This is a genomic window from Pseudomonas sp. Pseusp49 (assembly GCF_059491875.1).
Map to the genome: position 1 here is coordinate 993,997 of NZ_CP168514.1, position 25,681 is coordinate 1,019,677.

Sequence of the window (25,681 nt, forward strand, 5' to 3'; positions counted from 1 at the left end):
GAGAAGAAGCATCAGAACCGAGGGTAATTCTACGAAGCAGATGCGCTGAAGTACGCCGCTAACCCTGTGGGAGCGAGCCTGCTCGCGAAAGCGCCAGCCCAACCACTATCAATGGTGGAGGTGCACCACAATCACAACCCGCTGGAGCCAAACAACGCCAGCCAGCTCACCGCAACCCCTGTGGGAGCGGGCTTGCCCGCGAAGGCGCCAGCCCAGCCAACACACCCCCCTGAACTGAACCACAACCCCCTGTAGGAGCGAGCCCGATCGCGAAAACCCAAGGCATCCACATGTCCCGCTGAACACCCCGCCCACTACGCTAGGACTTTTTCAACAGAATCGGTCGACAGCTGCCGCAGGCGAGTGACAGCTATGGGGCGAAGCTGTGTAAAAACATTTTAAGGCAGATGCGGCAATGAAAATCGGCGCGAAAAACACGCACCTACGCAAAATCCAAGTCTGCTGACTAACCGGACGTTTGCAGATTCAACGTAGAAGCGAGGACTTCAAAACGCGTTTTCAGCCTGTCGCGACAGGCAGCAATCCACAGCCAAAAGCGGTCAGTCAGCGTCTACGAAATAAGGGGCGATTTAGTGACGACGTGGTCTGAGTACTCTGCTGCCCTGATGTTTTGTACAGGCCTTGGAAGTTTTCATAGTGGCAACCTAGGCTCTTTGGTAAGGGAAAAGAATTTCTAGGTAGGGGTTGACCACGTATTTTAATACTGTATTATTCGCCTCCCGCTAACGAGCATATTGGTGTTCGTTCAGGCTTAAGTAGTTGATTTTATTAGTAAAATCAAAAACTTTTAAGGTTGCAGTTTGAGAGTGTGTGCTGTAGAGTGCGCGCCTCGGTTAAGACGAAAGATCTTAACCAACCGCTCTTTAACAACTGAATCAAGCAATTCGTGTGGGTGCTTGTGGAGTCAGACTGCTAGTCAACAGATTATCAGCATCACAAGTTACTCCGCGAGAAATCAAAGATGTAACCAACGATTGCTGAGCCAAGTTTAGGGTTTTCTCAAAACCCAAAGATGTTTGAACTGAAGAGTTTGATCATGGCTCAGATTGAACGCTGGCGGCAGGCCTAACACATGCAAGTCGAGCGGATGAAGAGAGCTTGCTCTCTGATTCAGCGGCGGACGGGTGAGTAATGCCTAGGAATCTGCCTGGTAGTGGGGGACAACGTTTCGAAAGGAACGCTAATACCGCATACGTCCTACGGGAGAAAGCAGGGGACCTTCGGGCCTTGCGCTATCAGATGAGCCTAGGTCGGATTAGCTAGTTGGTGAGGTAATGGCTCACCAAGGCGACGATCCGTAACTGGTCTGAGAGGATGATCAGTCACACTGGAACTGAGACACGGTCCAGACTCCTACGGGAGGCAGCAGTGGGGAATATTGGACAATGGGCGAAAGCCTGATCCAGCCATGCCGCGTGTGTGAAGAAGGTCTTCGGATTGTAAAGCACTTTAAGTTGGGAGGAAGGGTTGTAGATTAATACTCTGCAATTTTGACGTTACCGACAGAATAAGCACCGGCTAACTCTGTGCCAGCAGCCGCGGTAATACAGAGGGTGCAAGCGTTAATCGGAATTACTGGGCGTAAAGCGCGCGTAGGTGGTTCGTTAAGTTGGATGTGAAAGCCCCGGGCTCAACCTGGGAACTGCATTCAAAACTGACGAGCTAGAGTATGGTAGAGGGTGGTGGAATTTCCTGTGTAGCGGTGAAATGCGTAGATATAGGAAGGAACACCAGTGGCGAAGGCGACCACCTGGACTGATACTGACACTGAGGTGCGAAAGCGTGGGGAGCAAACAGGATTAGATACCCTGGTAGTCCACGCCGTAAACGATGTCAACTAGCCGTTGGGAGCCTTGAGCTCTTAGTGGCGCAGCTAACGCATTAAGTTGACCGCCTGGGGAGTACGGCCGCAAGGTTAAAACTCAAATGAATTGACGGGGGCCCGCACAAGCGGTGGAGCATGTGGTTTAATTCGAAGCAACGCGAAGAACCTTACCAGGCCTTGACATCCAATGAACTTTCCAGAGATGGATTGGTGCCTTCGGGAACATTGAGACAGGTGCTGCATGGCTGTCGTCAGCTCGTGTCGTGAGATGTTGGGTTAAGTCCCGTAACGAGCGCAACCCTTGTCCTTAGTTACCAGCACGTTATGGTGGGCACTCTAAGGAGACTGCCGGTGACAAACCGGAGGAAGGTGGGGATGACGTCAAGTCATCATGGCCCTTACGGCCTGGGCTACACACGTGCTACAATGGTCGGTACAGAGGGTTGCCAAGCCGCGAGGTGGAGCTAATCCCACAAAACCGATCGTAGTCCGGATCGCAGTCTGCAACTCGACTGCGTGAAGTCGGAATCGCTAGTAATCGCGAATCAGAATGTCGCGGTGAATACGTTCCCGGGCCTTGTACACACCGCCCGTCACACCATGGGAGTGGGTTGCACCAGAAGTAGCTAGTCTAACCTTCGGGAGGACGGTTACCACGGTGTGATTCATGACTGGGGTGAAGTCGTAACAAGGTAGCCGTAGGGGAACCTGCGGCTGGATCACCTCCTTAATCGACGACTCAGCTGCTCCATAAGTTCCCACACGAATTGCTTGATTCATTGAAGAAGACGAGAGGCCAGCCTTTAAAGTGGTCTGTTTCGTTAGAGTTTAGAAATGAGTATTCCAGCGTGAATATTGATTTCTAGTCTTTGACTAGTTCGTTCTTTAAAAATTTGGGTATGTGATAGAAAGATAGACTGAACGTTACTTTCACTGGTAACGGATCAGGCTAAGGTAAAATTTGTGAGTTGCTCTTTATGAGCAAGAATCGAATTTTCGGCGAATGTCGTCTTCACAGTATAACCAGATTGCTTGGGGTTATATGGTCAAGTGAAGAAGCGCATACGGTGGATGCCTTGGCAGTCAGAGGCGATGAAAGACGTGGTAGCCTGCGAAAAGCTTCGGGGAGTCGGCAAACAGACTTTGATCCGGAGATGTCTGAATGGGGGAACCCAGCCATCATAAGATGGTTATCTTGTACTGAATACATAGGTGCAAGAGGCGAACCAGGGGAACTGAAACATCTAAGTACCCTGAGGAAAAGAAATCAACCGAGATTCCCTTAGTAGTGGCGAGCGAACGGGGACTAGCCCTTAAGTGGCTTTGAGATTAGCGGAACGCTCTGGAAAGTGCGGCCATAGTGGGTGATAGCCCTGTACGCGAAAATCTCTTAGTCATGAAATCGAGTAGGACGGAGCACGAGAAACTTTGTCTGAATATGGGGGGACCATCCTCCAAGGCTAAATACTACTGACTGACCGATAGTGAACTAGTACCGTGAGGGAAAGGCGAAAAGAACCCCGGAGAGGGGAGTGAAATAGATCCTGAAACCGTATGCGTACAAGCAGTGGGAGCCCACTTTGTTGGGTGACTGCGTACCTTTTGTATAATGGGTCAGCGACTTATTTTCAGTGGCGAGCTTAACCGAATAGGGGAGGCGTAGCGAAAGCGAGTCTTAATAGGGCGTCTAGTCGCTGGGAATAGACCCGAAACCGGGCGATCTATCCATGGGCAGGTTGAAGGTTAGGTAACACTGACTGGAGGACCGAACCGACTACCGTTGAAAAGTTAGCGGATGACCTGTGGATCGGAGTGAAAGGCTAATCAAGCTCGGAGATAGCTGGTTCTCCTCGAAAGCTATTTAGGTAGCGCCTCATGTATCACTGTAGGGGGTAGAGCACTGTTTCGGCTAGGGGGTCATCCCGACTTACCAAACCGATGCAAACTCCGAATACCTACAAGTGCCGAGCATGGGAGACACACGGCGGGTGCTAACGTCCGTCGTGAAAAGGGAAACAACCCAGACCGTCAGCTAAGGTCCCAAAGTTATGGTTAAGTGGGAAACGATGTGGGAAGGCTTAGACAGCTAGGAGGTTGGCTTAGAAGCAGCCACCCTTTAAAGAAAGCGTAATAGCTCACTAGTCGAGTCGGCCTGCGCGGAAGATGTAACGGGGCTCAAACCATACACCGAAGCTACGGGTATCATCTTCGGATGATGCGGTAGAGGAGCGTTCTGTAAGCCTGTGAAGGTGAGTTGAGAAGCTTGCTGGAGGTATCAGAAGTGCGAATGCTGACATGAGTAACGACAATGGGTGTGAAAAACACCCACGCCGAAAGACCAAGGTTTCCTGCGCAACGTTAATCGACGCAGGGTTAGTCGGTCCCTAAGGCGAGGCTGAAAAGCGTAGTCGATGGAAAACAGGTTAATATTCCTGTACTTCTGGTTATTGCGATGGAGGGACGGAGAAGGCTAGGCCAGCTTGGCGTTGGTTGTCCAAGTTTAAGGTGGTAGGCTGGAATCTTAGGTAAATCCGGGATTCTAAGGCCGAGAGCTGATGACGAGTTACCCTTTGGGTGACGAAGTGGTTGATGCCATGCTTCCAAGAAAAGCTTCTAAGCTTCAGATAACCAGGAACCGTACCCCAAACCGACACAGGTGGTTGGGTAGAGAATACCAAGGCGCTTGAGAGAACTCGGGTGAAGGAACTAGGCAAAATGGCACCGTAACTTCGGGAGAAGGTGCGCCGGTGAGGGTGAAGGACTTGCTCCGTAAGCCCACGCCGGTCGAAGATACCAGGCCGCTGCGACTGTTTATTAAAAACACAGCACTCTGCAAACACGAAAGTGGACGTATAGGGTGTGACGCCTGCCCGGTGCCGGAAGGTTAATTGATGGGGTTAGCTAACGCGAAGCTCTTGATCGAAGCCCCGGTAAACGGCGGCCGTAACTATAACGGTCCTAAGGTAGCGAAATTCCTTGTCGGGTAAGTTCCGACCTGCACGAATGGCGTAACGATGGCGGCGCTGTCTCCACCCGAGACTCAGTGAAATTGAAATCGCTGTGAAGATGCAGTGTATCCGCGGCTAGACGGAAAGACCCCGTGAACCTTTACTATAGCTTTGCACTGGACTTTGAATTTGCTTGTGTAGGATAGGTGGGAGGCTTTGAAGCGTGGACGCCAGTTCGCGTGGAGCCATCCTTGAAATACCACCCTGGCAACTTTGAGGTTCTAACTCAGGTCCGTTATCCGGATCGAGGACAGTGTATGGTGGGTAGTTTGACTGGGGCGGTCTCCTCCTAAAGAGTAACGGAGGAGTACGAAGGTGCGCTCAGACCGGTCGGAAATCGGTCGTAGAGTATAAAGGCAAAAGCGCGCTTGACTGCGAGACAGACACGTCGAGCAGGTACGAAAGTAGGTCTTAGTGATCCGGTGGTTCTGTATGGAAGGGCCATCGCTCAACGGATAAAAGGTACTCCGGGGATAACAGGCTGATACCGCCCAAGAGTTCATATCGACGGCGGTGTTTGGCACCTCGATGTCGGCTCATCACATCCTGGGGCTGAAGCCGGTCCCAAGGGTATGGCTGTTCGCCATTTAAAGTGGTACGCGAGCTGGGTTTAGAACGTCGTGAGACAGTTCGGTCCCTATCTGCCGTGGACGTTTGAGATTTGAGAGGGGCTGCTCCTAGTACGAGAGGACCGGAGTGGACGAACCTCTGGTGTTCCGGTTGTCACGCCAGTGGCATTGCCGGGTAGCTATGTTCGGAAAAGATAACCGCTGAAAGCATCTAAGCGGGAAACTTGCCTCAAGATGAGATCTCACTGGGACCTTGAGTCCCCTGAAGGGCCGTCGAAGACTACGACGTTGATAGGTTGGGTGTGTAAGCGCTGTGAGGCGTTGAGCTAACCAATACTAATTGCCCGTGAGGCTTGACCATATAACACCCAAGCAATTTGACTACTCGAAAGAGCATCAGATTGCGGTGTGTGAAGACGAAACGAACCGAAAGTTCGAGAGACTCACAAAACACCCAGCTGTCACATACCCAATTTGCTGAAGCGAGGCCAACTGGCCGCGACTCAGTACCCGAATTTCTTGACGACCATAGAGCGTTGGAACCACCTGATCCCATCCCGAACTCAGAAGTGAAACGATGCATCGCCGATGGTAGTGTGGGGTTTCCCCATGTGAGAGTAGGTCATCGTCAAGATTAAATTCCGAAACCCCAATTGCGAAAGCAGTTGGGGTTTTGTTTGTCCTCGAAAAAAGCATCCTGAGACTGGTGCGGAGGTTGACCGTCAACCACGTTAGAGCAGGTCCATGGTGACCATGGAATCAGCCATACGGTAGCCCATCGCTTTGTAACCAGCCTGGCGCTTATCCGTTAGTACTAGAATTTTTCTACCCTCGCTGTACGCCAACTCAATCTCCAAAACGATTTTGGCTGTTCGCTCAGAGTCGTCGGCTAGATGCCGAAAAACGTCCTGAATCCCAAAGCCGTCGGGGACCACTATTGGTTTGGACAGCAATCGAGGCACGACAGATAGGTCATGAGGCGCACTCGCTGGCCGAGCAGCAGAATGTCGGTTCGGTCCGCACTGCATGAAAATAATAGGCTGTTGCCCATCTCGGCGCACTGGGGTTGCGGTGAGTCCCAGTACGTACCGCGCGGTCGCGCTCCTCAGTAGTGCCTCGAATGACACGGCTGATAGGTGATGACACTCATCAACGATGATCTGTCCGTAGTTTTTTACCTGATCGCTGATCTCGCCTTTTCGCGATAACGACTGCATTACGGCAATGTCGATGATGCCGGTAAGCTTCGTTTTTCCGCCCCCAAGGGTACCAACGACACCATTCCCGACTCCCAGGAACGCCTGCAAGCGCTTTTGCCACTGCCTTAACAGCTCCGTCCGATGCACAAGCACCAACGTGTTAATGCCACGTGCGGCAATCGACGCAGCAGCACTCACCGTTTTACCGAAAGCTGTCGGTGCGCAGAGGATACCGGTGTCATGACTTAGCATTGCGCTGACAGCAGCCTCTTGGTCAGAACGCAGGGTCCCGAGAAAGCTCACGTCGATGGGGTCGCCCGCGAAGCGTTCGTCTTTAAGAATAGGAGTAACCCCGTTTTCCTCTAAAAGCTCCAGCGCAGCATCCAAACAGCCACGCGGTAACGCAATATGTTTGGGGAAGTTCTGGGCACAGCCGATAATCCTTGGCTTGTTCCACACTGACATGCGCATGGCCTGAGCTTTGTAGAACTCAGGATTTTGAAAAGCTGCGAGCCGGACAAGCTGGTTTGCCAATGGCTGTGGCAATCCCGACTTTTCAAAGTAAATTAAGTTGGCCAGCGTGATGTTGACAGCAGCAGGCAACGGGCATGTCAATTTACGTGATCTCGATTCACGATCTTTCCAAGGTTCCGCATCACCTTCGTCATCGACATAGGCGACCCCTAGAGGGTCTCGATTACCCATCGCCTGGATAATAACGGGCTGGATATCTTTTGGGCTCATGCGTTGAATCGATGCCAGGATGGCCCATTGATCAGGATGGGGCTCAAGCGAGTCGTCTACAAAAATGCTGTTGTTTTGGGCCCTGGCGCGCTTTTGCAAAGGGAGCGCTATGAGATTTCCAAAGCCGCCTTTGGGCATATAGTCCTGGTTTGGAAACAGTCGATCATAGGAGCTGAGCGCCAACTGGCGGGTGCGCTCACAGGCATGACTGATGATTGCGGCACCGAGGCGGCGCGCATCGCAGGCAGGAACATTACGCTCAAAGAAAATCCAGCCATGAGCCCCTTGGCCTGAGCGCGATATTTCCAGCGCCACCGGGACGTTCAGCTCATGGCATGACTGCACAAAAGCTTTGGAATCATCACGCCATTCGGCTTCATCGAAGTCGACAGCCAAAAAATAACAAGTGTCATCAGAGAGTAGGGGGTAGATACCAACGACCACTTCGCCCGCCAGATGGCGATAGACCACCTCATCGGTCAGCGGAAGCAGCTGGCGGTTACCGCAGTCGCCACATTTAATTCGGGGCTTCTCACAAACGCCTGGCCTCCATTCGTTTGCGCAAGCGGGTGCGTATCCTGATTTGCCTGCCTTGCTTTCCCAGCGGATGGGATAAGCGTCCGTCCTGCCACGAAACAAGCTTCGGAATAGGGCAAGCTTTCCTTCAGTATCGAGTTGCTGTGATTGCTCTGCTTGGACAATCGCTATTTTGACTGGCTCAGCAGGCGGGCGCCATTCGATGCCATGAGCATCCAGCAAGGCAACCAATCTTGCATTCTCAGCTCTTAGCTTCGCCACCAGACTAGTGTCTATCACCGCCTTCAGCCTCTACGTCTCAGGTGAAGCCTGTAGCCTCGAGCTACAATCCTCAGTCCATCAGTAAAACATAGAGGTTATCAAACAACAGGGGGTCGGTTCAGGAGCTCAAGAGGTCCGCCCTAGTCCCAATCAAATCATTGGCTGGTTCAATCTGCCGGTGAGGGATACAGAGCGCGCAGTTGCTGGCATTCGGCTAGCGTGGAAAGTTCCAGGATTTTCCTGGGCGTAGAGTGAGCAGGTTTGTAGTCAGCAGGTAGTAGTAGCGCGTCGATATCGAGTTTGAGGTCATGTGGTCGTTCAAAAAACAAACGAGATTTTCAGCCGCCTCCGCCTCATTCATTGAATGTCTTTCAAATAATCCTTGAGCGCGATGAGCGGAGCATCAAGCTCCTCCATCGCCCGAATCCCAGAAAATTCCCCCACCAACCTCCCCAACTCCCGCCCCAACGGCTTATCCACACCTCCAACAGCCTCCAACGCCAACCCCACACACTCACCTACCTTCACCTGAATCCCTTCAACATCCCCCCGCCGCACCAACAACTCAAACACATCCCGCTGGTAATCACCCATGACTAAATCATCCCGCAAAATCGGGCTCTGGCCTTCCGATTCATAAGCCAGTTTGAGGGAGAAGAGGGCGACGGTTTCCAGGTGCAATTCCATGGGGGGGATCCTTGTGAAATGTTCTTCCGGCGAGAGGGGCAGAAGAGAGCAAGATCAAAAGATCGCAGCCTTCGGCAGCTCCTACGGGTTGGTGCGTTGTCGGGGCGTTTGTCGGTGGGGTGCTGGTCACTTTATCGCAGGCGAAAAAAAAGGCCTTGCTAAGCAAGACCTTTCTTAATTTTGGTGCCCCGAGGGAGACTCGAACTCCCACTCCTTTCGAAAACGGATTTTGAATCCGCCGCGTCTACCAATTCCGCCATCAGGGCTCAATGGCGGCGAAGTATAGAGATGAGATAACCGCTGGTCAATCAGGTACATGGAGAATTTTTGATAATTCCGCTAGACTTCCCGGCCCTGCTAGACGAACCCCATCATGCGCGTTGCTGACTTTACTTTCGAGCTCCCTGATTCGCTGATCGCCCGCCATCCTTTGGCCGAGCGTCGCAATAGTCGTCTGTTGACCCTGGATGGGGTCAGCGGCGCCCTGGCACACCGTCAATTCACTGATTTGCTGGAGCATTTGCGCCCTGGCGATTTGATGGTGTTCAACAATACCCGGGTGATTCCGGCGCGGCTGTTTGGCCAGAAGGCTTCCGGCGGCAAGCTGGAAATCCTGGTGGAGCGGGTGCTGGACAGTCATCGCGTGCTGGCCCATGTGCGTTCCAGCAAGTCGCCCAAGCCGGGGTCGAAGATTCTCATCGACGGCGGTGGCGAGGCCGAGATGCTCGCGCGTCATGATGCGTTGTTCGAGCTGGGGTTTGCCGAGGAGGTGTTGCCGTTGCTCGACCGTGTCGGGCACATGCCGCTGCCTCCTTATATAGACCGCCCGGATGAAGGTGCCGACCGCGAGCGTTACCAGACCGTCTACGCCGAGCGTTTGGGCGCGGTGGCGGCGCCGACGGCGGGGCTGCATTTCGATCAGGTGCTGATGGAGGCGATTGCCGCCAAGGGCGTCGAGACGGCGTTCGTGACCCTGCACGTTGGCGCAGGGACGTTCCAGCCGGTGCGGGTCGAGAAGATCGAAGACCACCATATGCACAGCGAATGGCTGGAAGTCGGCCAGGACGTGGTCGATGCCGTTGCGGCTTGCCGTGCTCGCGGTGGTCGCGTGGTGGCGGTGGGGACCACCAGCGTGCGTTCCCTGGAAAGTGCGGCGCGCGATGGCGTGCTCAAGCCGTTCAGCGGCGATACAGACATTTTCATTTACCCTGGCCGGCCGTTTCATGTGGTCGATGCCCTGGTCACCAACTTCCATTTGCCCGAATCCACGCTGTTGATGCTGGTTTCGGCGTTCGCCGGTTATCCCGAGACCATGGCGGCCTACAAGGCTGCGGTCGACAACGGTTACCGCTTTTTCAGCTACGGTGATGCGATGTTCATCACGCGTAATCCTGCGCCGACTGCCCCTAAAGAATCGGGCCCAGAGGAAACAGTATGAGTCGCACCTGTCGTATGTCTTTCGAGCTGCTGGCCACTGATGGCAAGGCTCGTCGCGGTCGTTTGACCTTCCCGCGCGGTACCGTCGAGACCCCGGCCTTCATGCCGGTGGGTACCTACGGCACGGTCAAGGGCATGCTGCCACGGGATATCGAGGCGACTGGCGCTGAAATCATTCTGGGCAACACCTTCCACCTGTGGCTGCGCCCGGGCACGGAAGTGATCAAGAAGCACGGCGACCTGCACGATTTCATGCAGTGGAAAGGCCCGATCCTGACCGACTCCGGCGGTTTCCAGGTGTTCAGCCTGGGCGCCATGCGCAAGATCAAGGAGGAGGGCGTGACCTTCGCCTCCCCGGTCGACGGCGCCAAGGTGTTCATGGGCCCGGAAGAGTCGATGCAGGTCCAGCGTGACCTGGGCTCCGACATCGTGATGATTTTCGACGAATGCACGCCGTACCCGGCTGATGAAGACGTCGCGCGTATTTCCATGGAATTGTCCCTGCGTTGGGCCAAGCGTTCGAAAGAAGCCCATGGCGACAACACCGCGGCGCTGTTCGGCATCGTTCAGGGCGGCATGCACCAGGACCTGCGCATGCGCTCCCTGGAAGGCCTGGACAAGATCGGCTTCGATGGCCTGGCCATTGGCGGCCTGTCGGTGGGCGAGCCCAAGCACGAGATGATCAAGGTGCTGGATTACCTGCCGGGCATGATGCCGGCTGACAAACCTCGTTACCTTATGGGCGTTGGCAAACCGGAAGACTTGGTTGAGGGTGTGCGCCGCGGTGTGGACATGTTCGATTGCGTGATGCCAACCCGTAATGCCCGCAATGGGCATCTGTTCATCGATACCGGCGTGCTGAAGATCCGAAACGCGTTCCATCGCCATGATGATTCGCCGCTCGATCCGACCTGCGATTGCTATACCTGCCAGAACTTCTCCCGCGCTTATCTGCATCACCTGGACAAGTGCGGCGAAATGCTGGGAAGCATGCTCAATACCATCCATAACTTGCGTCATTATCAAGTGCTTATGGCTGGTTTGCGCGAGGCTATTCAACAGGGTACATTGGCCGCCTTTGTCGATGCCTTCTACGCCAAACGCGGGATACCTGTTCCGCCTTTGGACTGAGTTTTCTGACCCCAAGATTCAACATTTGCAACTGGAGTGCTAAATGAGCTTTTTTATCTCTAATGCCATGGCAGACGCTGCAGCACCTGCGGCAGCCCCTATGGGCGGCGGTTTCGAGTGGATTTTCCTGGTCGGCTTCCTGGTCATCTTCTACCTGATGATCTGGCGTCCACAGGCCAAGCGCGCCAAAGAGCAGAAAAACCTGCTGAGCAGCCTGCAAAAGGGTGACGAAGTTGTGACCACCGGCGGCATCGCCGGCAAGATCACTAAAGTGGCCGACGATTTCGTCGTTCTGGAAGTTTCCGACACCGTCGAAATGAAATTCCAGAAAGGTGCCATCGCCGCGACGCTGCCAAAAGGCACGCTCAAAGCGATCTAAGTTTCAACTTCATCTTCAATCGACGGGGCGCGCAAGGCGCCCCGCGTCATAAACGGGCGGCGTGATGCTGAACAAATATCCTCTGTGGAAATACATTCTGATCCTGGCGGTGCTGGCGGTCGGTCTGATTTATTCCGCTCCCAATCTTTACCCTGATGACCCGGCCATTCAGGTCAGCGGTGCAAGCACTGCGCTGCAGGTCAATCAGGCTGATCTGGATCGTGTAAGCACGGCGCTCAAGGAATCCGGGATCAACGTCAAGGCTGCCACCCTGGCCGCCAACGGCAAGGGCGGGCTGATTCGCCTGACCAAGGCTGAAGACCAGCTGCCGGCCAAGGACGTTGTGCGCAAGGCGTTGGGTGATGACTACGTCGTCGCGCTGAACCTGGCACAAACCACCCCGCAATGGCTGCGCAACCTCGCTGCGCACCCGATGAAGCTGGGTCTGGACTTGTCCGGTGGTGTGCACTTCCTGCTGGAAGTGGACATGGACAAAGCCCTCGACGCGCGTCTGAAAGTCTACGAAGGCGATGTAAAGAGCCTGCTGCGTAAAGAAAAGCTGCGCTATCGCAGCCTGCCGCAACTCAATGGCGCCATCCAGCTGGGCTTCGCTGATGAAGACAGCCGTGAACAGGCCCGTGTGCTGATCCGCAAGAACTTCAACGATTTCGACATTGTTCCGGCCGACCTCAATGGTCAACCGGTGCTGCGTCTGGCGATGACCCCGGCCAAGCTGGCGGAAATCCGCGAATACTCCATCAAGCAGAACTTGACCACGGTACGTAACCGCGTCAACGAGCTGGGTGTTGCCGAACCGATCGTCCAGCGCCAGGGCGCCAACCGCATCGTGGTTGAGCTGCCGGGCGTGCAGGACACCGCCGAAGCCAAGCGTATCCTCGGCAAGACGGCCAACCTCGAGTTCCGTCTGGCTGCTGAGCCGGGTGCTTCGAAAGCCACTTCCGAGTCCTTCGAGTTCCGTGAGGGCAAGCGTCCTCCTGCGCTGATCGAGCGTGGCCTGATCATCACCGGTGACCAGGTGACTGACGCCAAGGCTGGTTTCGGCGAGCACGGTACGCCGGAAGTGAACATTCGTCTGGACGGCCACGGCGGCGAGCTGATGAGCCGTGCGACCCGTTCGAACGTCGGTCGCAGCATGGCGGTGATCTTCATCGAGCAGCGTCCGGTCACCACTTACACCAAGCAAGTGGTCAATGGCGTCGAGAAAGACGTGCCGGTTCAGAGCTTCAAGGAAGAGAAGAAGATCATCAGCCTGGCGACCATCCAGTCGCCGCTGGGTGCCCAGTTCCGTATTACCGGCCTGAACGGCCAGGGCGAGTCGTCCGAGCTGGCGCTGCTGCTGCGTGCCGGTGGTCTGGCGGCACCGATGTACTTTGCTGAAGAACGCACCATTGGTCCAAGCCTGGGTGCCGACAACATCACCAAGGGTATCGATGCGTCGCTGTGGGGCATGCTGTTCGTCTCGCTGTTCATCATGGCCATCTACCGCTTCTTCGGCCTCATCGCTACCGTCGCCCTGGCGGTGAACATGGTGATGCTGCTGGCCCTGATGTCGCTGCTGGGGGCAACGCTGACCCTGCCGGGTATCGCCGGTATCGTGTTGACCATGGGTATGGCGGTCGACGCCAACGTGCTGATCTTCTCGCGGATCCGTGAAGAGATCGCCGCCGGCATGACCGTGCAGCGCGCAATCAACGAAGGCTTCGGCCGGGCATTCACCGCGATTCTCGACGCCAACCTGACCACCTTGCTGGTCGGCGGCATCCTCTTTGCCATGGGCACCGGCCCGGTCAAGGGCTTCGCAGTGACCATGTCCCTCGGGATCTTTACCTCGATGTTCACGGCCATCATGGTGACCCGCGCGATGGTCAACCTGATCTTCGGCGGTCGTGACTTCAAGAAGTTGTGGATTTAAGGGGCTGCCATGTTACGTACAATCAACTTCATGGGCGTTCGCAACTTTGCGTTCGGCGTCACATTGTTCCTTACCGCACTGGCCTTGTTCAGTGTCTTCCACAAGGGCATGAACTGGGGCCTGGACTTCACCGGCGGTACGCTCATCGAGCTGACCTACGAGCGTCCGGCCGATGTCACCAAGGTGCGTGAGCAGCTGGTGACCGCGGGTTATCACGAAGCCATCGTGCAGAACTTCGGTGCAACCACCGATCTGCTGGTGCGCATGCCTGGCGAAGATCCGCAACTGGGTCACCAGGTTGCCGAGGCCTTGCAGAAGGTCGGCGGCGAGAACCCGGCGACGGTCAAGCGCGTCGAGTTCGTCGGCCCGCAGGTGGGTGAAGAGCTGCGCGACCAGGGCGGCCTCGGCATGCTGATGGCGCTGGGCGGCATCCTGATCTACCTGGCGTTCCGCTTTCAGTGGAAGTTCGCGGTCGGTGCGATCGTGTCCCTGATCCACGACGTGATCGTGACCATCGGTATCCTGTCGTTCTTCCAGATCACCTTCGACCTGACGGTGCTGGCGGCGGTACTGGCGATCATCGGTTACTCGCTCAACGACACCATCGTGGTATTCGACCGGGTTCGTGAGAACTTCCGCGTACTGCGCAAGGCCAGCCTGATCGAGAACATCAATATCTCGACCACGCAAACCCTGCTGCGGACCATGGCGACGTCGATCTCCACCTTGCTGGCGATCGCGGCCCTGCTGTTTTTCGGCGGCGACAACCTGTTCGGTTTCTCCATCGCCCTGTTCATCGGTGTTCTGGCGGGTACCTACTCGTCGATCTACATCGCGAACGTGGTGCTGATCTGGCTGAACCTGAGCACGGAAGACCTGATTCCTCCTGCCAATACCGAGAAGGAAGTCGACGACCGTCCTTGAGGGAAGCTTCTCTCTGCGATGTAGTCCAAAAAAGGCGCGAGTTGAACTCGCGCCTTTTTTTGTGCTCCAAGGCTGGGAGAAGCGCGGACATGTTCCGCATGTGATGGTCCAGGAGGTTCATGTGAACAAGTCGATGCTGGTTGGTGCTGTACTGGGTGCTGTCGGTGTGACTGCCGGGGGCGCTGTGGCCACCTACAGCCTGGTTAAAAGCGGTCCTGAGTTCGCACAAGTACTCGCCGTTGAGCCGGTCAAGACACAAATCAAGACTCCACGTGAAGTGTGCAAGGATGTAACGGTCACCCGGCAGGCGCCGGTGAAAGATCAACATCAGATCGCCGGTACGGTGGTCGGTGCATTGGCAGGTGGTTTGCTGGGTAACCAGATCGGTGGCGGCACCGGCAAGAAGATCGCCACGGTCGCGGGTGCCGTCGGTGGTGGTTATGCCGGCAACAAGGTGCAGGAAGGCATGCAGGAGCGTGATACCTACACCACGACCCAGACCCGCTGCAACACGGTCAACGATATCAGTGACAAGGTTGTAGGTTACGACGTGCGGTATTCGCTGGACGGCAAGGAAGGCAAGGTGCGCATGGATCGTGATCCGGGCAACCAGATTCCGGTGGATAAGGAAGGCAAGTTGATCCTGTCGGAGAATCAGCAGGGTCAGTGATCTGGATAAAAAAAGAAGCACCCTGCGGGGTGCTTTTTTTTGTGCCCGCAAATCACTGATTTCAAATGTAGGAGCTGCCGAAGGCTGCGATCTTTTGATCTTGATTTTTAAAATCAAAAGATCGCAGCCTTCGGCAGCTCCTACAGGGGGGAGGTGTAGCAGTCGGCATCAATGGTCAATGTCAGGTCGGATCGCCAGCAAGCCGGCTCGAATTGCGGGCATAAAAAAAGCACCCCGCAGGGTGCTTTCTCTGTCGCGGGAAGCTTAGCGCTTCAGCGAGGCCGGCAGGTGCGGCTGGATCGCCGTCAAAACTGCCTTGAAGCACTTGGTGTTGCCGGCAACGACGTGGCCTTTCTCGAGGAAGTCGTGACCGCCGGTGAAGTCGCTCACCAAACCGCCGGCTTCCTGGATCAGCAGGGCGCCTGCGGCCATGTCCCACTCGGACAGGCCCGACTCCCAGAAAGCGTCGAAACGGCCGGCAGCCACGTAGGCCAGGTCCAGGCTCGCCGAACCTGCGCGGCGAATGCCGGCAGTCTGGCCAACCAGGGCGCGGAACATGCCCAGGTAGTTGTCGAGGTTGTCCATCTGCTCGTCACGGAACGGGAAGCCGGTACCCAGCAGGGCGCCGTCCAGGCTGGTGCGGCCGCTGACGCGCAGGCGACGACCGTTCAGTTGAGCGCCGCGACCACGGCTGGCGGTGAATTCTTCCTGGCGAACCGGGTCCAGAACAACAGCGTGCTCCAGGCGACCGCGGTATTTGCAGGCAATGCTGACAGCGAAGTGAGGAATGCCGCGCAGGAAGTTGGTGGTGCCGTCCAGCGGATCGATGATCCACAGGTACTCTTCGCCTTCGATGCCGGTGCCGGCGTGCATGCCGGTCTCTTCACCCAGGATCGAATGATTCGGGTACGCCTTGCGCAGGGCGTCGATGATTTTCTGTTCGGCGGCGCGATCCACCTCGGATACGTAATCCTTGGCGTCTTTTTCGTCGACCTTGATGGTATCCAGGCGCTCGATGGAGCGGAAGATCAATTCACTGGCGCTGCGGGCGGCGCGCAGCGCGATATTCAGCATGGGCTGCATGGATGTGTCACCTAAGGTTGTTAAAGAAAGCCGGGCATTCTATCAGAAAGTTTCTACAGGAGAAGGACGACGTTCGCTTTCATGGCTTAACGGTAGCTTCAGCTGTAAGATTCCGCTCCCGATTATCGTGTTCGAGAGCGCCTCCCTTGCTGCATAACATTCGTGTCGTCCTGGTCAATACCAGCCATCCGGGCAATATCGGCGGGGCTGCGCGTGCCATGAAGAACATGGGCTTGTCGCGGCTGGTGCTGGTCGAGCCTCGTCAGTTCCCGCATCACGAAGCCGACGCCCGTGCTTCCGGTGCCGGTGACATCCTTGAAAACGCGCAAGTCGTCGCCACCTTGGAAGATGCCCTGGTCGGCTGCAACCTGGTGCTGGGTACCAGTGCCCGCGACCGGCGCATTCCCTGGCCGCTGCTCGATCCCCGCGAATGCGGAACGAAGGTGGTCGAGGAAGCCGGGCAGGGCGCGGAAATCGCCCTGGTGTTCGGTCGTGAAGATTCCGGCCTGACCAACGAAGAGCTGCAGCGATGTCATTATCACGTGCACATCCCATCCGACCCTGAGTTCAGTTCGCTGAACCTTGGGGCGGCGGTGCAGGTGTTGAGCTATGAAGTGCGCATGTCCTGGCTGGCGGCCCAAGGCCAGCCGAGCAAGGTCGAGAAGGAAGAGGTGGCTTCGGTCAAAAGCGCTGAGCTGGCGACCATGGACGAGCTGGAGCGATTCTATGAGCACCTGGAACAAACCCTGGTGGCCATCGAATTCCTCGATCCGGAAAAACCACGGCACTTGATGGCGCGCCTGCGCCGGTTGTACGGACGCAGCTCGGTCAGCCGGGCGGAAATGAATATTTTGCGTGGCATCCTCACGGAAACCCAGAAAGCGGCCCGTGGTGAGCTTCTAAAGCGGAAGGATTAATGATGTTTGAGCGTTTGCGTGAAGATATCCAGAGCGTATTCCATCGAGACCCGGCGGCGCGTAACGCTTTTGAAGTCCTGACCTGCTACCCCGGCATGCACGCCATCTGGATTCACCGTTTGTCGGCGATGCTGTGGCGCGCGGACCTGAAGTGGCTGGCGCGGCTGGTGTCGAACTTCGGTCGCTGGCTGACCGGGATCGAGATCCATCCGGGGGCCAAGGTCGGTCGTCGTTTCTTCATTGACCATGGCATGGGCATCGTCATCGGTGAAACCGCCGAGATCGGCGACGACGTCACTATTTACCAGGGCGTGACCCTGGGCGGCACCAGCTGGAACAAGGGCAAGCGTCACCCGACCCTGGGTGATGGGGTCGTGGTCGGTGCCGGCGCCAAGGTGCTTGGCCCGTTCACTGTAGGTGCGGGTGCAAAGGTTGGCTCCAACGCCGTGGTGACCAAGGAAGTTCCACCGGGCGCCACGGTGGTGGGGATTCCGGGGCGGATCATCGTCAAGCCCGACCAGGAGTTGGACGCCAAGCGCAAGGCCATGGCCGAGAAGATCGGTTTTGATGCCTATGGCGTGACTGAAGACATGCCTGACCCGGTGGCGCGCGCCATCAACCAGTTGCTTGACCACCTGCAGGCGGTCGATGGTCGTCTGGAGGGGATGTGCGGGGCATTGAAGGATCTGGGCAGTAATTACTGTGCGAAAGATCTGCCTGAGCTGCGCGAAGAAGACTTCGCCTGCGTAAAAGACAAAGACCAGACCCAGGCCAGCTGAAGCCTTTGTGTAGGAGCTGCCGAAGGCTGCGATCTTTTGATCTTGTTTTTTTTAAAATCAAAGTCAAAAGATCGCAGCCTGCGGCAGCTCCTACCGGGATCGGAGGTCGTATTTGGGTAATGGCGCTGCGCTAAGCGGTGTGCCATTAAGCCGCAGACCCTGCTATGATGCGCCCGCTCTTTGCGGGTAATCCCGACTAAAGTACTAGGTCTTATAGTTGACTTAAATACTCGGGAATTGCATACTCGCCTCATTCCGAACTCCGTGGTAATTGTCCATGCGACTGACTACAAAAGGCCGATACGCCGTGACCGCCATGCTTGACCTGGCGTTGCACGCGCAGCACGGGCCCGTGTCCCTGGCCGATATCTCCGAGCGCCAAGGCATCTCCCTGTCCTACCTCGAACAGCTTTTTGCCAAATTGCGCCGCAGCAATCTGGTGTCCAGCGTGCGTGGTCCGGGCGGTGGTTACCAATTGTCCCGCGACATGCAGGGCATCCAGGTCGCCCAGGTGATCGATGCGGTGAACGAATCGGTCGATGCCACCAAATGCCAGGGGCAGGGTGATTGCCATCAAGGCGACACCTGCCTGACCCACCACTTGTGGTGCGACCTGAGCCTGCAGATTCACGAATTTCTGAGCGGTATCAGCTTGGCTGACCTTGTGACTCGCCGTGAGGTGCAAGAAGTAGCCCAGCGTCAGGACCAGCGCCGTTGCAACAGCAAGGTGCCACGCCTGGACAAGATTGAAGCGTCCGCCGTCGAATGACAGCCAAAGAGCTAGCGGCACGCCAGCCAGCCTGATTTAGGAGATAGTCCATGAAATTGCCGATTTACCTTGATTACTCTGCGACCACCCCGGTTGATCCGCGTGTCGCGCAAAAGATGAGTGAATGCCTGCTGGTCGACGGAAACTTCGGTAACCCGGCGTCCCGTTCCCACGTGTTCGGCTGGAAAGCTGAAGAGTCCGTTGAAAACGCCCGTCGTCAGGTGGCCGACCTGGTCAATGCCGATCCGCGTGAAATCGTCTGGACCTCCGGTGCCACCGAATCCGACAACCTGGCAATCAAGGGTGCGGCACATTTCTACGCCACCAAAGGCAAGCACCTGATCACGACCAAGATCGAGCACAAGGCTGTCCTGGACACCATGCGCCAACTGGAGCGTGAAGGTTTCGAAGTGACCTACATCGAGCCTCGCACCGATGGCCTGGTAACGCCGGATATGATCGAAGCCGAACTGCGCGACGACACCATCCTGGTGTCGGTCATGCACGTGAACAACGAAATCGGCACCATCAACGACATCGCAGCGATCGGCGAACTGCTCCGTTCCAAGGGCATCCTGTTCCACGTCGACGCCGCTCAGTCCACCGGCAAGGTCGAGATCGACCTGCAGAAGCTGAAAGTCGACATGATGTCGTTCTCCGCCCACAAGACCTACGGTCCTAAAGGCATCGGCGCCCTCTACGTAAGCCGCAAGCCGCGCGTACGTATCGAAGCGACCATGCACGGTGGCGGCCACGAGCGTGGCATGCGTTCCGGCACCCTGGCGACCCACCAGATCGTCGGCATGGGCGAAGCTTTCCGCGTAGCCAAGGAAGACATGGCTGCCGAGAACGTGCGCATCAAGGCCCTGAGCGACCGTTTCTACAAGCAGGTCGAGCACCTGGAAGAGCTGTACGTCAACGGCAGCCTGACCGCCCGCGTTCCGCACAACCTGAACCTGAGCTTCAACTACGTTGAAGGCGAGTCGCTGATCATGGCACTCAAGGATCTGGCGGTTTCGTCCGGTTCGGCCTGCACCTCGGCATCCCTTGAGCCTTCGTACGTACTGCGCGCCCTGGGCCGCAACGACGAACTGGCTCACAGCTCGATCCGTTTCACCTTCGGCCGTTTCACCACCGAAGAAGAAATCGACTACGCCGCGCAGAAAGTCTGCGAGGCCGTAACCAAGCTGCGCGCTCTGTCGCCGCTGTGGGACATGTACAAAGACGGCGTCGATATCTCGAAGATCGAGTGGGCGGCACACTAACTATAGAAGCCGCCGGATACAGGTCCTGTAGTAGCGCGGCGGTAAATGCAGCGCAACTGCAGGGTCTCAAGAGCGGCCCTGATGAGTGAGGATTGAGAATCATGGCTTACAGCGAAAAGGTCATCGACCACTACGAAAACCCGCGCAACGTCGGCAAGATGGATGCGGAAGATCCTGATGTCGGCACCGGCATGGTCGGCGCTCCGGCGTGCGGCGACGTGATGCGCCTGCAGATCAAGGTCAACGACGCCGGCATCATCGAAGATGCCAAGTTCAAGACCTACGGTTGCGGTTCGGCTATCGCTTCCAGCTCCCTCGCCACCGAGTGGATGAAGGGCAAGACCCTGGACGAAGCGGAAACCATCAAGAACACCCAGCTGGCTGAAGAACTGGCCCTGCCGCCAGTGAAAATCCACTGCTCGGTACTCGCTGAAGACGCCATCAAGGCGGCTGTTCGCGACTACAAGCAGAAGAAAGGCTTGATCTAAGCATTTGGCGACGAGTAAGGAGTCAACGATGGCTATCAGCATGACAGAAGCGGCGGCCAAGCACGTGCGGCGCTCCCTCGACGGGCGCGGCAAGGGTGAAGGGATTCGTCTGGGTGTCCGCACCACGGGCTGTTCCGGCCTTGCCTATGTGCTGGAGTTTGTCGACGAGGTGGTTGCTGAGGACCAGGTGTTCGAAAGTCACGGCGAAAAAGTGATTATCGACCCGAAAAGCCTGGCCTACCTGGACGGCACCGAGCTCGATTTCGTCAAGGAAGGGTTGAACGAAGGCTTCAAGTTCAACAACCCCAACGTGCGCGGTGAATGTGGCTGCGGCGAAAGCTTCAACATCTGAGGCTTGTCGTGGGTACTCCTTGTCATTTCGCTTTATTCGAGCTGCAACCGAGTTTCGATCTGGACCTCGATCAGCTGGCTACGCGCTACCGTGAGTTGGCGCGCGGCGTTCATCCGGACCGCTTTGCAGACGCTTCCGAGCGCGAGCAGCGGCTGGCGCTGGAGCAATCCGCGAGCCTCAACGAGGCATATCAGACGCTCAAGAGTCCACCCAAACGCGCGCGTTACCTGCTCGCCTTGAATGGTGGCGAGCTGCCGCTGGAGGTCACGGTGCATGATCCGGAGTTCCTTCTGCAGCAGATGGAGCTGCGTGAAGAGCTCGAAGACCTGCAGGACAGCGCCGACCTCAATGGCGTTGCCGTCTTCAAGCGTCGCCTGAAGGCTGCCCAGGATGAACTGAACCAAAGCTTCGCAGCTTGCTGGAACGATGCCGCGCAACGTGAACGGGCCGAACGCCTGATGCGGCGCATGCAGTTCCTCGACAAGCTCACCTACGAAGTGCGCCAGTTAGAAGAGCGCCTCGACGATTAACCCAGTGCCGCTCCGGTCGCACGCCTGATATACAGATAAGTCCTGATAACGATGGCCCTACTGCAGATCGCCGAACCCGGCCAAAGTCCTCAACCGCACCAGCGTCGTCTGGCTGTGGGGATCGACTTGGGCACTACCAATTCGCTGGTCGCTGCATTGCGCAGTGGACTTTCCGAGCCTCTGGCTGACGCGCAAGGGCGGGTCATCCTGCCGTCTGCCGTGCGCTATCACGCCGATCGCGTCGAGGTTGGCGAATCCGCCAAGCTGGCTGCCGCCACCGATCCCTTGAACACCGTGCTGTCGGTCAAGCGCTTGATGGGGCGTGGTCTGTCCGACGTCAAGCAGCTGGGGGAGCAACTGCCCTACCGCTTTGTCGGCGGTGAGTCGCACATGCCGTTCATCGACACCATTCAGGGCCCGAAAAGCCCGGTCGAAGTGTCCGCCGATATCCTCAAGGTCCTGCGCCAGCGTGCCGAGGAGACCTTGGGCGGTGAGCTGGTGGGTGCGGTGATCACTGTTCCGGCCTATTTCGACGACGCTCAGCGTCAAGCCACCAAGGACGCGGCCAAGCTGGCCGGCCTGAATGTGCTGCGTTTGCTCAATGAGCCGACCGCTGCCGCTGTGGCCTATGGTCTGGATCAGCATGCCGAAGGCCTGGTCGCCATTTATGACCTGGGCGGCGGTACCTTCGATATTTCGATTCTGCGCCTGACCGGCGGTGTCTTCGAAGTCCTGGCCACCGGTGGCGACAGCGCCCTGGGCGGTGATGACTTCGATCACGCGATCGCTGGCTGGATCATCGAGAGCGCCGGTCTGTCCGCCGACCTCGATCCGGGTGCGCAGCGCAACCTGCTGCAAACCGCCTGTGCCGCCAAGGAAGCCCTGACCAATGCGGCGGCCGTCGAAGTTGCCTATGGCGACTGGAAAGCCCAGCTGACCCGTGAAGCCTTCAATGCGCTGATCGAGCCGATGGTCGCGCGCAGCCTCAAAGCCTGCCGTCGTGCGGTACGTGATTCCGGTATCGAGCTGGAAGACGTGCACGCCGTGGTCATGGTCGGTGGTTCGACTCGCGTACCCCGCGTTCGCGAAGCCGTCGCCGAAGCGTTCGGTCGTCAGCCCCTGACTGAAATCGACCCGGATCAAGTGGTCGCCATTGGCGCTGCGATCCAGGCCGATACCCTGGCCGGTAACAAGCGCGATGGTGGCGAACTGCTGCTGCTCGACGTGATTCCATTGTCCCTGGGCCTGGAAACCATGGGCGGCCTGATGGAGAAGGTGATTCCGCGCAACACCACCATCCCCGTCGCTCGCGCCCAGGACTTCACCACCTATAAAGACGGCCAGTCGGCCATGGCGATCCACGTGTTGCAGGGCGAGCGCGAGCTGATCAGCGACTGCCGCTCCCTGGCGCGCTTCGAACTGCGCGGTATCCCGGCGATGGTGGCGGGTGCGGCGAAGATTCGCGTGACCTTCCAGGTCGATGCCGACGGTCTGCTCAGTGTTTCCGCTCGCGAACTGGGTTCGGGCGTCGAAGCCAGCATTCAGGTCAAGCCGTCCTACGGCCTGACCGACGGCGAAATCGCCAAAATGCTCAAGGATTCGTTCCAGCACGCCAATGACGACAAGGTTGCCCGTGTACTGCGCGAGCAGCAGGTCGACGCCCAGCGCCTGATCGAGGCCGTGCAGGCCGCTCTGGAGGCTGATGGCGAGCGCTTGCTCGACGCCGAAGAGCGCCTGGTCATCGATCTGCAGGTGCAGGAACTGACCGAACTGATGAAAGGTACCGATGGTTATGCCATCGAGCAGCAGACCAAGCGTCTGTCGCAAGTGACCGACGCCTTTGCTGCCCGCCGCCTGGACTCGACGGTGAAAGCCGCGCTGGCGGGGCGCAACCTGAATGAGATTGAGGAATAACGATGCCGCAGGTCATTTTTCTGCCACACGAGAAGTTTTGCCCCGAAGGCATGGTTGTTGAGGCTGAAACGGGGGTTTCCATCCTCGAACTGGCCCATGAGCACCACATCGAGATGGAAAGCGCCTGTGGCGGCGTGTGCGCCTGCACCACCTGCCACTGCATCATCCGCGAGGGTTTCGACTCGCTGGAAGAGGCCGATGAACTGGAAGAAGACTACCTTGATAAGGCCTGGGGCCTTGAGCGCGAGTCCCGCCTGGGGTGCCAGGCCAAGGTCGGTACCGAAGACCTGACGGTCGAAATTCCGAAGTACTCGCTCAACCACGCCGCCGAAGCGCCGCACTGATTCAAGGAATTGTCATGAAACTCAAGTGGACTGATGTGCTGGAGATCGCGATCCAGCTGGCCGAAAGCAAGCCCGACGTGGACCCTATGTCGGTCAACTTCGTCGATCTGCGCAAATGGGTAATGGAATTACCCGATTTCGACGACTTGCCTGAGCATTGTGGCGAAAAGATCCTGGAGGCCATTCAGGCCCACTGGATCGAAGAACGCGACTGAGCCACGCCGCAGGTTAGGCAATACCCGAGAACCCGCGTATAATTCGCGGGTTTAATTTTTCGTAAATTACCGTTTCTGGAGTTACACCATGGCTGTTCAACGTACTTTCTCCATCATCAAGCCTGACGCCGTTGCTAAAAACGTGATCGGCGAGATCACCACTCGTTTCGAAAAAGCCGGCCTGCGCGTTGTAGCTTCGAAACTGAAGCAACTGTCCAAAGCCGAAGCCGAAGGCTTCTACGCTGAGCACAGCGCTCGTGGTTTCTTCAACGACCTGGTTGCTTTCATGATCTCCGGTCCGGTTGTCGTTCAGGTTCTGGAAGGCGAAAACGCTATCGCTCTGAACCGTGAGCTGATGGGCGCTACCAACCCTAAAGAAGCTGCTGCCGGCACTATCCGTGCTGACTTCGCTGACTCCATCGACGCCAACGCCGTACACGGTTCGGACTCCGAAGCCGCTGCCGCTCGCGAAATCTCGTACTTCTTCGCAGCTACTGAAGTAACCACTCGCTAAGCATTGGCTTAAGAGTGAAGGTGAATCCATGACTACATCGACTGTAAAAACTAACCTGCTGGGTCTGACTCAACAGGAAATGGAAAAATTCTTCGACTCAATCGGGGAGAAGCGTTTCCGTGCCGGTCAGGTAATGAAATGGATTCACCACTTTGGTGTCGATGATTTCGATGCCATGACGAACGTCAGCAAGGCCTTGCGCGAAAAGCTCAAGGCTGTTGCTGAGGTCCGTGGTCCGGAAGTGGTCAGCGAGGACATCTCCAGCGACGGCACCCGCAAGTGGGTGGTGCGCGTGGCGTCCGGCAGCTGCGTCGAGACCGTGTACATTCCCCAGGGCAAACGCGGCACCTTGTGCGTTTCGTCCCAGGCAGGCTGTGCCCTGGATTGCAGTTTCTGCTCCACCGGCAAGCAAGGCTTCAACAGCAACCTCACCGCCGCCGAAGTCATCGGCCAGGTGTGGATTGCCAACAAATCCTTTGGCAGCGTCCCGGCAACCGTCGACCGTGCCATCACCAACGTGGTGATGATGGGCATGGGTGAGCCGCTGCTGAACTTCGACAACGTCGTCGCGGCCATGCATCTGATGATGGACGACCTGGGCTACGGCATTTCCAAGCGCCGCGTGACCCTGTCGACCTCCGGCGTGGTACCGATGATCGATGAGCTGTCCAAGCACATCGACGTCTCTCTGGCGTTGTCCCTGCACGCTCCGAATGACGCATTGCGTAACCAATTGGTGCCGATCAACAAGAAGTATCCGCTTAAGATGCTGCTCGAGTCGTGCCAGCGCTACATGTCGTCCCTGGGCGAAAAGCGTGTGCTGACCATCGAGTACACCTTGCTCAAGGACGTCAACGACAAGCTTGAGCACGCCGTGGAAATGATCGAGCTGCTCAAGAACATCCCGTGCAAGATCAACCTGATCCCGTTCAACCCGTTCCCGCATTCCGGGTACGAGCGTCCGAGCAATAACGCCATTCGTCGTTTCCAGGATCAGCTTCATCATGCCGGTTTCAACGTCACCGTCCGCACCACGCGTGGTGAAGACATCGACGCCGCCTGTGGTCAATTGGTAGGGCAGGTGCTGGATCGCACCCGTCGCAGCGAACGTTATATCGCCGTGCGTGAATTGAGCGCCGACAGCGATGTTGCTTCGAGCACTGCGAACAACAATTAAGAGAGGATC

General features: G+C 56.9%; 21 protein-coding genes, 1 tRNA gene and 3 rRNA genes. 21 read left to right on the plus strand and 4 right to left on the minus strand.

Annotation, left to right across the window (positions count from 1 at the left end; genetic code table 11):
- Nucleotides 1-1,039: 1,039 nt before the first annotated feature.
- The 3 genes from ACEN83_RS04315 (at nucleotide 1,040) to rrf (ending at nucleotide 6,057) form a co-directional block, all read left to right on the plus strand.
- Nucleotides 1,040-2,576 (plus strand): 16S ribosomal RNA (locus tag ACEN83_RS04315).
- Nucleotides 2,577-2,890: 314 nt separating this feature from the next.
- A 23S ribosomal RNA gene (locus tag ACEN83_RS04320) occupies nucleotides 2,891-5,784 on the plus strand.
- A gap of 157 nt (nucleotides 5,785-5,941) precedes the next feature.
- A 5S ribosomal RNA gene (rrf, locus tag ACEN83_RS04325) occupies nucleotides 5,942-6,057 on the plus strand.
- The 16S, 23S and 5S rRNA genes sit together here, the layout of an rRNA operon.
- 97 nt (nucleotides 6,058-6,154) lie before the next feature.
- Here the strand turns inward: rrf and ACEN83_RS04330 are convergent.
- The 3 genes from ACEN83_RS04330 to ACEN83_RS04340 all read right to left on the minus strand — a co-directional run bounded on the left by ACEN83_RS04330 (nucleotide 6,155) and on the right by ACEN83_RS04340 (nucleotide 9,117).
- A complete protein-coding gene (locus ACEN83_RS04330) occupies nucleotides 6,155-8,182 on the minus strand; it encodes a TOTE conflict system archaeo-eukaryotic primase domain-containing protein (RefSeq protein ID WP_495579594.1) in 2,028 nt (675 codons plus the stop codon).
- Nucleotides 8,183-8,521: 339 nt separating this feature from the next.
- Complete coding sequence (locus ACEN83_RS04335; RefSeq protein ID WP_495579595.1) at nucleotides 8,522-8,851, minus strand: hypothetical protein; 330 nt, start codon at nucleotides 8,849-8,851, stop codon at nucleotides 8,522-8,524.
- A 181-nt stretch (nucleotides 8,852-9,032) separates the two neighbouring features.
- Nucleotides 9,033-9,117 (minus strand) — tRNA-Leu (locus tag ACEN83_RS04340).
- A 107-nt stretch (nucleotides 9,118-9,224) separates the two neighbouring features.
- Between ACEN83_RS04340 and queA the strand changes: the two genes are divergently transcribed.
- The 6 genes from queA to ACEN83_RS04370 all read left to right on the plus strand — a co-directional run bounded on the left by queA (nucleotide 9,225) and on the right by ACEN83_RS04370 (nucleotide 15,325).
- A complete protein-coding gene (gene queA / locus ACEN83_RS04345) occupies nucleotides 9,225-10,289 on the plus strand; it encodes a tRNA preQ1(34) S-adenosylmethionine ribosyltransferase-isomerase QueA (RefSeq protein ID WP_116581895.1) in 1,065 nt (354 codons plus the stop codon).
- A gap of 14 nt (nucleotides 10,290-10,303) precedes the next feature.
- Nucleotides 10,304-11,419, plus strand: a complete 1,116-nt coding sequence (tgt, locus tag ACEN83_RS04350) for a tRNA guanosine(34) transglycosylase Tgt (RefSeq protein WP_495580844.1) — start codon at nucleotides 10,304-10,306, stop codon at nucleotides 11,417-11,419.
- A 43-nt stretch (nucleotides 11,420-11,462) separates the two neighbouring features.
- On the plus strand, nucleotides 11,463-11,798 hold the full coding sequence (yajC, locus tag ACEN83_RS04355) for a preprotein translocase subunit YajC (protein WP_007956696.1): 336 nt from the start codon (nucleotides 11,463-11,465) through the stop codon (nucleotides 11,796-11,798).
- A gap of 64 nt (nucleotides 11,799-11,862) precedes the next feature.
- Nucleotides 11,863-13,731 carry a protein translocase subunit SecD gene (secD, locus tag ACEN83_RS04360; protein WP_495579596.1) on the plus strand — a complete coding sequence of 623 codons (1,869 nt, stop codon included), beginning with the start codon at nucleotides 11,863-11,865 and terminating at the stop codon, nucleotides 13,729-13,731.
- Between the two features lie 9 nt (nucleotides 13,732-13,740).
- The gene (secF, locus tag ACEN83_RS04365) at nucleotides 13,741-14,655 is read left to right on the plus strand and encodes a protein translocase subunit SecF (protein WP_007980597.1); all 915 of its coding nucleotides are present in this window, start codon (nucleotides 13,741-13,743) and stop codon (nucleotides 14,653-14,655) included.
- Nucleotides 14,656-14,776: 121 nt separating this feature from the next.
- A complete protein-coding gene (locus tag ACEN83_RS04370) occupies nucleotides 14,777-15,325 on the plus strand; it encodes a glycine zipper 2TM domain-containing protein (RefSeq protein WP_104450787.1) in 549 nt (182 codons plus the stop codon).
- A gap of 264 nt (nucleotides 15,326-15,589) precedes the next feature.
- Here ACEN83_RS04370 and suhB read toward each other — a convergent pair whose 3' ends face one another.
- Nucleotides 15,590-16,408, minus strand: a complete 819-nt coding sequence (gene suhB, locus ACEN83_RS04375) for a type III secretion system regulator SuhB (protein WP_007974015.1) — start codon at nucleotides 16,406-16,408, stop codon at nucleotides 15,590-15,592.
- A 146-nt stretch (nucleotides 16,409-16,554) separates the two neighbouring features.
- Here suhB and trmJ point away from each other — a divergent pair, with 146 nt between their 5' ends.
- The 12 genes from trmJ to rlmN all read left to right on the plus strand — a co-directional run bounded on the left by trmJ (nucleotide 16,555) and on the right by rlmN (nucleotide 25,672).
- Nucleotides 16,555-17,325, plus strand: a complete 771-nt coding sequence (gene trmJ, locus ACEN83_RS04380) for a tRNA (cytosine(32)/uridine(32)-2'-O)-methyltransferase TrmJ (RefSeq protein WP_007974014.1) — start codon at nucleotides 16,555-16,557, stop codon at nucleotides 17,323-17,325.
- A 2-nt stretch (nucleotides 17,326-17,327) separates the two neighbouring features.
- Nucleotides 17,328-18,104 carry a serine O-acetyltransferase gene (cysE, locus tag ACEN83_RS04385; protein WP_116581896.1) on the plus strand — a complete coding sequence of 259 codons (777 nt, stop codon included), beginning with the start codon at nucleotides 17,328-17,330 and terminating at the stop codon, nucleotides 18,102-18,104.
- A 277-nt stretch (nucleotides 18,105-18,381) separates the two neighbouring features.
- The gene (gene iscR, locus ACEN83_RS04390) at nucleotides 18,382-18,873 is read left to right on the plus strand and encodes a Fe-S cluster assembly transcriptional regulator IscR (protein WP_007974010.1); all 492 of its coding nucleotides are present in this window, start codon (nucleotides 18,382-18,384) and stop codon (nucleotides 18,871-18,873) included.
- A gap of 50 nt (nucleotides 18,874-18,923) precedes the next feature.
- On the plus strand, nucleotides 18,924-20,138 hold the full coding sequence (locus ACEN83_RS04395; RefSeq protein WP_495579597.1) for an IscS subfamily cysteine desulfurase: 1,215 nt from the start codon (nucleotides 18,924-18,926) through the stop codon (nucleotides 20,136-20,138).
- Nucleotides 20,139-20,239: 101 nt separating this feature from the next.
- Entirely contained in the window at nucleotides 20,240-20,626 is a 387-nt protein-coding gene (gene iscU / locus ACEN83_RS04400; protein WP_007974006.1) for a Fe-S cluster assembly scaffold IscU, read from the plus strand.
- A 28-nt stretch (nucleotides 20,627-20,654) separates the two neighbouring features.
- Entirely contained in the window at nucleotides 20,655-20,978 is a 324-nt protein-coding gene (gene iscA / locus ACEN83_RS04405) for an iron-sulfur cluster assembly protein IscA (protein ID WP_007974004.1), read from the plus strand.
- 8 nt (nucleotides 20,979-20,986) lie between these two features.
- Nucleotides 20,987-21,508, plus strand: coding sequence for a co-chaperone HscB (gene hscB / locus ACEN83_RS04410; RefSeq protein WP_007974002.1), 522 nt, complete (start codon nucleotides 20,987-20,989; stop codon nucleotides 21,506-21,508).
- Nucleotides 21,509-21,559: 51 nt separating this feature from the next.
- Entirely contained in the window at nucleotides 21,560-23,422 is a 1,863-nt protein-coding gene (hscA, locus tag ACEN83_RS04415; RefSeq protein ID WP_495579598.1) for a Fe-S protein assembly chaperone HscA, read from the plus strand.
- 2 nt (nucleotides 23,423-23,424) lie between these two features.
- Nucleotides 23,425-23,766: an ISC system 2Fe-2S type ferredoxin gene (gene fdx, locus ACEN83_RS04420; RefSeq protein ID WP_015093626.1), complete on the plus strand. Its 342-nt coding sequence runs from the start codon at nucleotides 23,425-23,427 to the stop codon at nucleotides 23,764-23,766.
- Nucleotides 23,767-23,780: 14 nt separating this feature from the next.
- Nucleotides 23,781-23,981: a Fe-S cluster assembly protein IscX gene (gene iscX, locus ACEN83_RS04425; RefSeq protein ID WP_102699123.1), complete on the plus strand. Its 201-nt coding sequence runs from the start codon at nucleotides 23,781-23,783 to the stop codon at nucleotides 23,979-23,981.
- Between the two features lie 88 nt (nucleotides 23,982-24,069).
- Complete coding sequence (ndk, locus tag ACEN83_RS04430; protein WP_007903599.1) at nucleotides 24,070-24,495, plus strand: nucleoside-diphosphate kinase; 426 nt, start codon at nucleotides 24,070-24,072, stop codon at nucleotides 24,493-24,495.
- A 28-nt stretch (nucleotides 24,496-24,523) separates the two neighbouring features.
- Nucleotides 24,524-25,672, plus strand: a complete 1,149-nt coding sequence (rlmN, locus tag ACEN83_RS04435; RefSeq protein ID WP_495579599.1) for a dual-specificity RNA methyltransferase RlmN — start codon at nucleotides 24,524-24,526, stop codon at nucleotides 25,670-25,672.
- Nucleotides 25,673-25,681: the final 9 nt, after the last annotated feature.